Source organism: Roseovarius sp. THAF9 (assembly GCF_009363715.1).
GTDB lineage: Bacteria > Pseudomonadota > Alphaproteobacteria > Rhodobacterales > Rhodobacteraceae > Roseovarius.
In genome coordinates, this window is sequence record NZ_CP045404.1 from 1,645,082 (window position 1) to 1,656,736 (window position 11,655).

Below are 11,655 nucleotides of genomic sequence, written 5' to 3' on the forward strand. Positions count from 1 at the left end.
GGTTGATCCCGGCTTACCCTCGCATCCGCGTCATGTCGGGGTCAAACAGATGCTCGGTCAACAGCCTTGCCGCGCACATCTCGCCGAGGATCTCGATCTCGGCCTCCAGCCCCGGCTTGGCATGGTCCGCCGGGATCAGCGCCAGCGCGATGGATTTTCCGGCATGGTGAGAATAGCCGCCCGAGGTGCAGAACCCCTGCACGGTCCCGTCGATCCAGACCGGCTCATACCCGTTCACATCCGCATCCGTTGCGTCCACCTCGAACGCCACCAGCGCCCGCTTGGCGCCCTCAGCATGTTCTTTCTCGGCCGCCGCGCGCCCGATGAAATCCGCGTTTTTCCTGAAGCTGATGAAGCGGTCCATCCCGGTCTCGCCCGGCGTGTAATCCGGCGAAAACTCTGACAGCCACGAGCCAAAGAAGCGGTCCAGCCGAAGAGACATCATCGCCCGCATCCCGAACGGCTTCAGGCCAAAGTCTTGACCCTTGCTCCACAATTCATCCCAGAGCGCCCGCTGCGCCATCGGATCGCAATAGATCTCGAAACCAAGATCCCCGGTATAGCTGACCCGCTGCACGAGGCAGTCGACCATGCCCACGGACATATGCCGCAGATCCATGAACGCCATGTCGGAAATGTTGGCCCGCGTGCAGGCCGCCAGCAGGTCGCGCGATTTCGGCCCCGCGATCTGAAATCCGTTCAGCCGGTCCGAGATATTCTCGACCGTCACGCCGTCTGCCGCGTTCTGCTCGAACCAGCGCATGTGATAGGCCTGCGCCCCATAAGAGGCGGTCAGCTGGAACGCCTCGTCCGACAGGCAGGACACCGTGAAATCGCCAATGAGCCGCCCCGCATGCGACAGCATCGGCGTCAGGCTGATCCGCCCCGGTTTCGGGATGCGGCCGGCCATGATCCGGTCCAGCCAGTCGCGCGCGCCGGGGCCGGTCACCAGGTACTTGCCAAAGTTGTGAACCTCATTGATTCCAACGCCTTGCCGGACGGTCTTCACCTCGCGCGCCGTGGCCTCCCACGCGTTCGAGCGCCGGAAACTCGGAGTCTCGAACCGCGGCTCGTCACTTTCCGCGAAATAGTTCACGACCTCCAGCCCGAACTGATGCCCCCAGACCGCGCCCATGCCGTCGAAGATGTCGTACATCGGCGTCGTGCGGAAGGGGCGCGCGGCGGGCAGTTCCTCGTTCGGATAGCTGACGGAAAACCGCTTCTGGTAATTCTCGATCACCTTGGGCAGGGTGTAACCGGGCGTGATCCAGTCGCCGTATCGCGCCACGTCCATCGCGCTCACGTCCCGCTCGCACTCCCCTGTCGTCATCCACTGCGCCAGCATCAGGCCCACGCCTCCGCCCTGGCTGAATCCGGCCATTACGCCACAGGCCGACCAATAGTTGCGCAACCCCGGCACCGGACCCACCAGCGGGTTGCCGTCCGGCGCAAAAGTGAACGGCCCGTGAATGACTGACTTCACCCCGGCGCGTTCCAGTGCGGGGAAACGTTTATACGCGAAATCAATGGATTGCTCGATCTTGTCAAAGTCATCCGGCAGCAGTTCATGGCCGAACTCCCAAGGCGTTCCATCCACCGCCCAGGCGCGGCAGGGCTGTTCGTAGAACCCGATGCACAGGCCACGCCCCTCCTGCCGCAGGTAGCTTTCGCCGGCGGGGTCCATCACATGCGGGTGCTCAGCACCACTGTCAATGATGGCTGCAATCTCCGGCACTTCCTCGGTCACCAGGTACTGATGCTCCATCGGGTAGATCGGCACGTAAACGCCCGCCATCGCGCCCACCTCGCGCGCCCAGAGGCCCGCGGCGTTGACAATGTGCTCGGCAAGGATCGTGCCCTTGTCGGTTACCACCTCCCACGACCCGTCCGGTTTCGGATTTGTTTCCAGTATTTTGCAATGCGTCTCTATCGTGGCGCCGCCCATCCGCGCCGCCTTGGCATAGGCATGCGTGGTGCCCGACGGGTCCAGATGCCCATCCAGCGGATCGTAAAGCGCGCCGATGATACCATCGGTATTGGTCACGGGCGCGATCTTGCGCACTTCCTCGGGGCCGACGATCTCGGTCTCCAGCCCCATGTAGCGGTGCTTGGCCCGCTCAGCGAGCAGCATGTCGAAGCGATCCTTGTTGTCCGCCAGCGTCACGCCACCCACGTGATGCAACCCGCAGGACATGCCGGTGATCTCTTCCAACTCCTTGTAAAGCTTGATCGTATAGCCCTGAAGCGCGGCCATGTTGGTGTCGCCGTTCAACGTGTGAAAGCCCCCGGCGGCATGCCAGGTCGACCCCGAGGTCAGGTCCGAGCGTTCGATCAGCATCACGTCCGACCAGCCCAGTTTCGTCAGGTGGTACAGCACGCTGCATCCGACAACGCCGCCGCCAATCACGGCCACTCGGGTGGTGGTTTTCATGGGATATTCCTTGCGCTTGGTGTTGCCCCCAGACTGTCGGGTTACGGGCGTGCTTCATGTCCGTTTGCGACAGGATGTGTCGGAAAGGGGTGCCAAACAAGTGCCGGACTGCGGCGCGGCGATTCCGCGGCGGCGCCGCAAGCTGCGTCATTGTTCGGCGTGCGATGTGCACCATTGCTGGACCCTGCCGCAAACCGTAACCCCCTGTCGGAAACGACATGACAAATCGCCCTCGCACGACCGATGATGTCGGGAACCGACAAACGCGCGCTGTCCCGCTGGGGCAGTGTGCTGCCAAACAGCGAGATGGGAAGCAACATGAAGACTCATGCACAGGCCGTTGTCATCGGAGGGGGCGTCATCGGATGCTCGGTGCTCTACCACCTGACCAAACTAGGATGGACCGACGTCGTGCTGCTGGAGCGCGACGAGCTGACCTCCGGCTCGACCTGGCATGCGGCGGCCAACATCCATGGTCTGCACGACAGCGCCAATATCAGCCGCCTGCAGCACTACACGATGAACCTCTATAACAGCCTGGAAGAGGAAACCGGCCAAAGCTGCGGCGTCTTCCAGCCCGGCTCGCTCTACCTCGCGCAGACCGAAAACCGCGAGCATCAACTCAAGCTGCAAGCCGCCAAGGCCGAACTCTACGGCATGAACTTCTACGAGATCACCCGCGAAGAGGCCGAGGAAAAGCACCCGCTGGTCAATTTCGACGGCATCCGCTGCATCATGTGGGAACCCGACGGCGGCAACGTGGACCCCTCTGGCGTCACCAACGCCTATGCCGTGGGCGCCCGCCAGCGCGGCGCGGAAATTCACCGCTTCACGCCGGTCACGGCCACCACGCAGAAACCCGACGGCACCTGGATCGTCGAGACGCCCAAGGGCAATATCGAAACCGAATGGGTCATCAACTGCGCCGGTCTCTGGGGCCGCGAAGTGGCGAAAATGGCGGGCATCGAGGTGCCGCTGCAACCCACCGAGCACCAGTATTTCGTGACCGAGACAATCGCCGATATCGAGGGCATGGACCGCCGCCTGCCGTCGGTCGCCGACCGCGACGGCGAATACTACCTGCGGCAAGAGGGCAAGGGTCTGCTCATCGGCGCCTACGAGCGTGACATGCGCTTCTGGGCCGAGGATGGCACGCCGCTCGACTTTGCCCATGACCTTTTCCCCGACGACCTCGAACGCATCATGGAAAACGTGATGCGCGCGATGGACCGCGTGCCGGTCGCCGCCGAGGCCGGGATCAAGCGGGTCATCAACGGCCCGATGATCTGGTCGCCCGACAGCAACGTGATCCTTGGCCCCGTGCCGGAGCTGAAAAACTACTTCATGGTCGGTGGCATCATCCCCGGCTTCAGCCAATCGGCGGGCATGGGCCTGATGGTCAGCCAGTGGATCGTCGAAGGCGAGATGAAATACGACATGTTCGCTTGGGACATCGCGCGCTTTGGCCTCTGGGCCAACGATCAGGACTTCGTCAAGGCGAAGGTCGAGGACGTCTATGCCCACCGCTTCGCCATCCATTACCCCAACGAGGAACGCGCCGCGGGCCGCCCCCTGCGCACGCGCCCCGTCTACGAGATGCAAAAAGAGATGGGCGCGGTCTTTGGCCTGAACTATGGCTGGGAACACCCGCAATGGTTCGCCAATGAGCCCGGCACGAAAGACACCAACGGGTTCATCCGCCAGAACTGGTGGGCACCCGTGGGCGAGGAATGCAAAATGCTGCGCGACCGGGCGGGCATCATCGATATCTCGAACTTCGCCAAGTATCACGTGAAGGGGCCGGGGGCCGAGGACTGGCTGAATGCCGTCTTCGCCAACCGCATGCCCAAATCCGTGGGCCGCTCCTGCCTGACGCCGCTCATCGGCGTGCGCGGCGGCATCGCGGGCGACGCCACGGTGACGCGCGTGGCCGAGGATGAATTCTGGGTCGTCTCCTCGGGCATGGCCGAACGCTATCACAAACGGTTCTTCGACATGGTCCCACTTCCCGAGGGCACCACCTTTGAGACCAAGACCGAGGACATGTGCGGCTTCAACGTCGCCGGGCCGAAATCGCGCGAGATGCTGCAGCGCCTGACCAACGAAAGCCTCGCCACCGAGGATTTCCCCTTCATGCGCTCCAAGACGATCGACATCGCGGGCGTTGAATGCCTTGCCCTGCGGGTCAGCTTCACCGGCGATCTGGGGTGGGAACTGCACTGCAAGACCGAGGATCAGGAGAAGCTTTACAAAGCCCTTCTGGAAGCAGGCAAGGACTTCAACGCCGGTCCCGTTGGCGCCCGTGCGCTCATGTCCATGCGCGTCGAAAAGGGCTACGGCTCGTGGAGTCGCGAATACAGCCCCGAATATTTCCCGCACGAAGTCGGTTTCAAGCCGCTCTGCAAGATGGACAAGGACTTCCTGAACAAGGCCGCGGCGGAAAAGGCCATGGCCGAACCCACGCGCGAAGAACTGGTGCTGATCCATATCGACGAGGAGGACGTCACGGCCTCCAATGCCGACGCCACCGGGGGCGAGCCAATCCGCGATGCGCAGGGCACGCCAGTGGGCCGCGTCACCTCCGGAACTTACGGATACACCGTCGGAATGAGCCTTGCCCTGGGCTACGTCAAATCCGGCACGGTCAAACCCGGCGACGATGTGCAGGTCATGGTGCTGGGCCGCCCGCACAAGGCCCGCATCCTGCACGAGCCGCCCTTCGATCCCAAGGGCGAAAAACTGCGCGCCTGAGTCAAGCCCTGTCTGCGCCGGTCAGGGGTATTGAATCCCTGACTGTGCGCAGCCGGCTCGCGCCGATATCGGAATGGCGAAGGGATTGGGGCGGACGCCATGCGTAACGGTTTGACGGTTTTTCTGGACGCGCTCCGCTCGGTTCTTTCCGCACCGGGGCCGGCGTTGCGCATCGTCGCGGTGCCGAGCCTGGTGCGACTTGCTCTGGACCTGTTTATCGAGCTTGGCGGCGACCCCGAAGCACCGCTTGCAACGGTCCTTGTGACACTCGCCGATGTGATCTTCGTGGCCATGGTCGCCGTTGGCTGGCACCGCTTTCGCCTGCTGAACGAGATGCCTGGACTTTTCGGGCCACGCCCCGCACCCGGACGCATGGCGAAATACGGCGTCGAATGGGTCGTCCTGGGCATCTTCGTGGCGATCCTGCTGGTCCTGATCTTCGTGCCCTTGATCGTCCTCGAATATTGCTGCCTGCCCGCGGGAACACTGACGCGGTGGCTTGTCGGCAGCGAATTCGTTTTCGACCAGTTCAGCGTGAACGGCCTGCTGGTGAGCACGCTTTGCATTTGGCTTTTCACTTGGATGTTCTTCCGCTTGGCGCTTGGCCTGCCGCACCTCGCCGTGCGCGCGGCTGATGAAGCGCGACTTGCGTCATGGGCACTGACCGCGCGGCTGGAACCGGCGGCCCTGGTCTGCGCGGCGCTGGCCATGATCGGCACACTGCTGCTATGGGGGCCGTCGTTCTGGGCCTATGACCTGCTGCCCGAAACATGGGTGTTCGGATACATCCCGCCCGAGGGCTCTTATGAGCCGTACCGTTTCAGCATCGGTTATCTGGCCCTCATTCAGGTCTGCTTCACATTGCAGGTGATCTTGGGCGCCGCCATCCTGACCGAGCTCTACCGCGATGCGCGGACGGCGGCCGAGACCCCGACAGGATAGGGGCGAGGATTTTCATCCACCCTACGCCTCGAACCGCTCCTGCGCCCGGCCTATCACGGTCAAGGTGAACGCCTGGTCCCGGCTTGTCCGGCAGTCCGCCGGCTGGCCTACGCCGCGCCTCAGACCGGCGCACCATTTCCGAGCTTGGGATGCGCGATCAGGTCGCTTGGCTCAACCGCGCCGCCGGCGGTTGCGCCGCGTTGGCTGGGGCGTGTCGCCGCTGTCGTCTTCGGTGCCGTCGACGGCCGAGGAAAACGCGCCCAGGGCTTCGGTGATCTGCTCCAGCGTCGGGCGGTCGCCGCGCGGCCGCGTCTCAAGCGCCTCGCGCATTTTCGACAGGTGTTCCGGCATGGTGCCGCAGCAGCCGCCGATGATCGTCGCACCTGCATCACGCGCCAGCACGGCGTAGTCGGCCATCAGGTCGGGCGTGCCATTGTAATGAATATGCCCATCCACGTATTTCGGTATGCCCGCGTTGCCCTTGGCCACGATCGGCCGCTCGGTACCCTGCGCCACGAATCCCAGCACCGTGCGCATCAGGTCCGACGCGCCCACACCGCAATTTGCGCCAAAGGCCAGCGGCTTGTGATCCAGCTTTTCGACCATCACCGCCATGTCGGCCGAGGTCAGGCCCATCATCGTACGCCCTGCGGTGTCGAAACTCATCGTGCCGCACCACGGCATGTCGGCCAGCTTGAACGCCTCTGCGGCGGCCTCGTATTCCTCGGGGGCGCTGATCGTCTCCAGCCACAGCACATCCGCGCCGCCTTCCTTCAGCCCCTCGGCCTGTTCGTGAAAGATTTCCACCGCCAAATCGTGGGTCAGGCTGCCCATCGGTGCCATGATCTCGCCGGTGGGGCCGACGGACCCGGCCACCACCACCGCGCGGTCGCGGCGGTCGGCCACCTCGCGCCCGATCTCGGCCGAGACACGGCTCAGTTCACGCGCCCGCTTCTGCGCGCCGTGCAGCTTCAGCCGCGCCGCGTTGCCGCCGAACGAGTTGGTCAGGAACAGGTCGCTGCCCGCATCCACGGCCATGGCGTAAAGCTTTTCGATCCGGTCGGGATGCTCGACATTCCACATCTCGGGCGCGTCGCCCGAACTCAGCCCCATATTGAAGAGGTTGGTGCCCGTGGCACCGTCCGCGAGGATCCAGTCCCGCCCGGCCATCATTTTGCTCAATGCGTTGGTCATGCGCAGCCCTTTGCGATGTTGGGCAGGAAATCTCATACATTCCGCGCGCGCGCAAACCCATAATCGTCATCATCTTCTTGAACCGGCGTATCATCCGCCACCGTGGCACCGCGCTCACCCGCGGCACCGCGCTCACCGGCGCGTGCGTTGGGGCGGCGGATCGCCAGCCACAGGTCCAGCAGGCCCAGCCAAAGCCCGATCCGGCTGCGGCCCAATGCGTAGCGTGGCACCCGCCGGGCGGCAAAGCTGAGCTTGAACTGCGCCAGGCCCGACGCGGGCGCGAAACGCTCCGCCAGCCGTGCCAGCGGGCCGTGCGCCGGGGGCAGGGCGGCCAGCGACAGCTGAGCGACCCCCGCCTGCCGGGCCTCGGCCACGACTGTCGCGATCAGGGCATGCATCGTGCCCTCCGGCGCGTCATCGCCCGCCCGCATCAGATCGAGGCACCAGTCGCGCCGCCCCATGTGAAAACTGGCGAACCCGACGACTTGTTCGTCGCGCCGGGCCAGAAACACCGCCTGATGGCTCAGGTAACCGGGGCAGAACCGGCCCATGGTCATGCCCCGCGCCGTGCCTTGCCGGGCTTGCCAGGCGGCGTCGATTTCGCGCATCGCCGCCCAGGGCGGGGTCGTGTCCCGCGCCACCGTCACCCCGGATTGCGCAGCTCGGCGCAGCTTGCGCCTGAGCTGGCGAAAGGCGCTGCCCTCGGTGCTGAAATCGGCCGGGCGCAGAACCATGTCGTCGGCCACGTGCAGCGCCTGCCATCCGCGGGCCCTGGCGGTCGCGGCGAGCCGCGCATCAGCTTTGTAAATCAGCGGTATCAACGACTCGCGCGTGGCATGGGCCCGCATCAGCGCCAGCGCGTGGCGCGGGCCCGCCGCGCCGGGCGCGGACAGGGGGCCGAACAACATGCACAGCGTCTGCCCGGGCCGGATCACCGGCAGGCGTAGCGTGCCCAGCGCCAGCACTTCCGCGCCGCTCTGGCGGCACAAACCCGCCTCGGCCTGCGCCGGCCCGGCAAGATCGGATTCGTGTAATGCACGCTTGATGGTGCCGGGGCGCAGGCCCTCGGGCAGGGGCCGGATCAGCACAATCCCGGCCAGAATCGCGGGCAGGGCGTAATAGACCAGCCGGAAGGCGACAATGGCGCACAGAAGCTCGGTATCGGGCACCTGCGGCAGCAAGGCCACCAGCACCAGCTCGAACGGCCCCAGCCCGCCCGGCGTCCCGCTCAGAAGCGCCGCGCCAAGCGCGATCATGTAAACAGGCACGAGCGCGCCAGGGGACATCGCGACCGTCTCGGGCATCAGGCACCACAGCGCGATCCCGGCAAAAACCGTGTCTATCAGCGTCAATCCCGCGATGGCTCCCAGCGCACAAAGGCTCGGCATTCGCAAGGTCAGGGCCCGCAGGTGGATGCGGGGGTGAAGAAAGACGAGTATCGTGCTGACACCAAACAACAAAAGCAGGAACAGGGGAAGGGCGGCCGGCAACAGGTCCGACGGCGACAGCAGCGCGGCCAGGCCCAGCGCGAAACTCAGCCCGATCAGAAAGGTTACCGCCACGCCGGTCGCAAGTTTCGTGGCCTGCACGAGGCTCAGTCCCGGCAGCAAGCGCCAGCGCACCAGCGCGCCCGAGATCACGCCCATCCCCACGGTCTGCCCGATCGCGATGGCCGCCGCTCCGCTCAGCCGCGCCTGTCGCGCCGGGATATCGGTGCGCAGGTGCTTGTGCAGGATCACGTCATACTGGCCCAGCGCGGCAAAGCTGACGGCGGTCGCCAGCACCGCGCCCGCCCATTGCCAGGCCGACAACTGCGCCATGACCTCGCCCAGCCCTGCAAAAGCACCCTCGTCGACCTGCCGCATCAGGACCCAGATGCAGGCCACGCCAAGAAATAACGGCAGGGAAAGACGCACCCAGCCCGTCGCGCCCGGCCACGCGACGCGCAACACCCGTGATGACATGCAGCACCGTCCTTCCCTAGACCATATTGGTCCAAGGCTAGTGGCGCGGCATTACCAGCGGCTTAACAGATCAAATTGTCGAAAGATTGCCGGGGCCCAATCGCCCCCGCGCGCCTGTAGGGTGGGTGAAAACCCACGCGCCCTCAGGTTTCCTTCATGATCTGTTCCTGCGCCACGCGCAAGAGCTCGTCCATCTTCGAGCGGATCGTGTCGGCATCGGCCATGTCGCCCAGATCGCCCGCGACCTTGCGCACCACGTCCTCGTGCCCGGCTTCCTCGAAATCCGACAGCACGACCTCCTTGGCATAGGCGTCCGCATCGTCGCCGGTCTTGCCCAGGATCTCCGCCGCCCACAGGCCCAGCAGCTTGTTGCGCCGCGCCTCGGCCTTGAATTTCATTTCCTCGTCGTGGGCATACTTGTTCTCAAATGCGTTTTCACGATCGTCGAAGGTGCTCATCAGGCTCTCCCCGGGCAGGTATTTCAGTCCTCCAAGATATGGCCGCAAGCCCGCTTGGACGCAAGTCCATAAGGCCGCCTTGCCCCATTTCGCCGCATAGACTATGAGAACGCCACACGCCGCGAGTCCCTTACCGCGGCCCCAGATGAAAGAGAGCCCATGGCGCGGCGCAAGAAAATCTACGAAGGCAAGGCGAAAACCCTGTTCGAGGGCCCCGAACCGGGCACCATCGTGCAGTATTTCAAGGACGACGCCACCGCTTTCAACGCGGAAAAGAAGGACGTCATCGAAGGCAAGGGCGTGCTGAACAACATGCTCTCGGAATACTTCATGATGGGTCTGACGAATGTCGGCATCCCGAACCACTTCCTCAAACGCATCAACATGCGCGAACAACTGGTTCGCTCCTGCGAGATCATCCCGCTGGAAGTGATCGTGCGCAACTATGCCGCCGGGTCGATGGCCAAGCGGCTTGGCATGGACGAGGGCACACAGCTGCCGCGCCCGATCGTGGAATACTGCCTGAAGGACGATGCTCTGGGCGATCCGCTGGTCACCGAAGAGCATATCGCCGCCTTCGGCTGGGCCACCCAGCAGGATATGGACGATATCCTTTCGCTCGCCCTGCGTGTCAACGACTTCCTTTCCGGGGTCATGTACGGCGTCGGCATCAAGCTGGTGGATTTCAAGATCGAGATCGGCCGCGTCTATGACGGCGATTTCATGCGCCTGATCGTGGCCGACGAGATTTCGCCCGACAGCTGCCGGCTGTGGGACATCGAGACCGGGCAGAAGCTCGACAAGGACGTGTTCCGCCGCGACCTGGGCTCGCTGACCGACGCCTATACCGAGGTGGCCAAGCGCCTGGGCGTCATGCCCAAGACGAACACGCCCGTGACCAAACCGACGCTGATCAACTAAAAGGATCCCGCCCCCATGAAAGCCCGCGTACACGTCATGCTGAAAAACGGGGTCCTCGACCCGCAAGGCGAGGCCGTGCGCCACGCGCTCGGCTCGCTGGGCTTCGACGGAGTCGAAGGCGTGCGCCAGGGCAAGATCATCGAACTGGACCTGACCGAGACCGATCCGGGCAAGGCGAAAGAGACCGTCACGGCCATGTGCGAAAAACTGCTGGCGAATACGGTCATCGAGTCCTATTCGGTGGAGATCGCCTGATGCACGCCGCCGTCATCGTCTTTCCCGGCTCCAACTGCGACCGTGACATGAAGGTCGCGTTCGAGAACGCGGGCGCAAAGGTCTCGATGGTCTGGCACAAGGACACCGAGATGCCCGCCGGGGTCGACGTGATCGGCGTGCCCGGCGGTTTTTCCTTCGGCGATTACCTGCGCTGCGGCGCGATTGCGGCGAACTCGCCCATCTGCCAATCCGTGAAGTCCCACGCCGACAAGGGCGGCTACGTGCTGGGCATCTGCAACGGCTTCCAGGTGCTGACGGAAACCGGCCTTCTGCCGGGCGTACTGCTGCGCAATTCCGGGTTGAAGTATGTCTGCAAAGCCCTTGATCTGAAAGTGGAAACTTCGAATTCCGCCTACACGTCGGGCTATAACGCGGGCACCACGATCACTATCCCCATCGCGCATCACGACGGCAATTACTACGCCGACGACGACACGCTTGCGCGGCTCAATGACGACGACCGCGTCGCCTTCCGCTACGTGGAAAACCCCAACGGCTCGCAGCAGGACATCGCAGGCATCCTGTCGGAAAACCGCCGCGTGCTGGGCATGATGCCCCATCCCGAGCGGATGGCCGAGGAAACCCACGGCAACACCGAGGGCGCGACTCTCTTCACCAGCCTTGTCGGCAGCCTGGAAACCGCCTGATCCGCGCTCCGGCGGCAAACCGCCGGGGGCCGCTTTGGACGGCTCTTGTTCCACCCCCGGCGACGGCGTAA

The 11,655-nt window shown here is 64.3% G+C and carries 9 protein-coding genes; 5 read left to right on the forward strand and 4 right to left on the reverse strand.

Annotated features, from left to right (window positions below; translation table 11 throughout):
* Positions 1 to 13 precede the first annotated feature (13 nt).
* Positions 14 to 2,431, reverse strand: a complete 2,418-nt coding sequence (locus FIU86_RS08125) for an FAD-dependent oxidoreductase (protein ID WP_152474622.1) — start codon at positions 2,429 to 2,431, stop codon at positions 14 to 16.
* Positions 2,432 to 2,749: 318 nt separating this feature from the next.
* On the opposite strand from FIU86_RS08125, the gene FIU86_RS08130 reads away from it, so the two are divergent.
* Both FIU86_RS08130 and FIU86_RS08135 read left to right on the forward strand, forming a co-directional pair.
* Positions 2,750 to 5,182 (forward strand): FAD-dependent oxidoreductase, encoded by a 2,433-nt coding sequence (locus FIU86_RS08130; protein ID WP_152474623.1) that lies wholly within the window; start codon positions 2,750 to 2,752, stop codon positions 5,180 to 5,182.
* A gap of 99 nt (positions 5,183 to 5,281) precedes the next feature.
* Positions 5,282 to 6,124 carry a hypothetical protein gene (locus FIU86_RS08135; protein WP_152474624.1) on the forward strand — a complete coding sequence of 281 codons (843 nt, stop codon included), beginning with the start codon at positions 5,282 to 5,284 and terminating at the stop codon, positions 6,122 to 6,124.
* 171 nt (positions 6,125 to 6,295) lie between these two features.
* On the opposite strand, the gene bmt is transcribed toward FIU86_RS08135, so the two are convergent.
* The 3 genes from bmt to FIU86_RS08150 form a co-directional block, all read right to left on the reverse strand.
* The gene (gene bmt, locus FIU86_RS08140; RefSeq protein WP_152474625.1) at positions 6,296 to 7,318 is read right to left on the reverse strand and encodes a betaine--homocysteine S-methyltransferase; all 1,023 of its coding nucleotides are present in this window, start codon (positions 7,316 to 7,318) and stop codon (positions 6,296 to 6,298) included.
* A 32-nt stretch (positions 7,319 to 7,350) separates the two neighbouring features.
* Positions 7,351 to 9,282 carry a phosphatidylglycerol lysyltransferase domain-containing protein gene (locus tag FIU86_RS08145; RefSeq protein ID WP_152474626.1) on the reverse strand — a complete coding sequence of 644 codons (1,932 nt, stop codon included), beginning with the start codon at positions 9,280 to 9,282 and terminating at the stop codon, positions 7,351 to 7,353.
* 143 nt (positions 9,283 to 9,425) lie between these two features.
* Entirely contained in the window at positions 9,426 to 9,740 is a 315-nt protein-coding gene (locus tag FIU86_RS08150; RefSeq protein WP_152474627.1) for a DUF1476 domain-containing protein, read from the reverse strand.
* 159 nt (positions 9,741 to 9,899) lie between these two features.
* Here FIU86_RS08150 and purC point away from each other — a divergent pair, with 159 nt between their 5' ends.
* Genes purC through purQ form a run of 3 tightly spaced genes read left to right on the forward strand, consistent with a single transcriptional unit; the run spans position 9,900 to position 11,584 of the window.
* Positions 9,900 to 10,661, forward strand: a complete 762-nt coding sequence (gene purC, locus FIU86_RS08155) for a phosphoribosylaminoimidazolesuccinocarboxamide synthase (protein WP_152474628.1) — start codon at positions 9,900 to 9,902, stop codon at positions 10,659 to 10,661.
* Positions 10,662 to 10,676: 15 nt separating this feature from the next.
* On the forward strand, positions 10,677 to 10,916 hold the full coding sequence (gene purS / locus FIU86_RS08160) for a phosphoribosylformylglycinamidine synthase subunit PurS (protein ID WP_103761394.1): 240 nt from the start codon (positions 10,677 to 10,679) through the stop codon (positions 10,914 to 10,916).
* Positions 10,916 to 11,584: a phosphoribosylformylglycinamidine synthase subunit PurQ gene (gene purQ / locus FIU86_RS08165; RefSeq protein WP_152474629.1), complete on the forward strand. Its 669-nt coding sequence runs from the start codon at positions 10,916 to 10,918 to the stop codon at positions 11,582 to 11,584. The genes purS and purQ overlap by 1 nt, the downstream gene beginning before the upstream one ends.
* Positions 11,585 to 11,655: the final 71 nt, after the last annotated feature.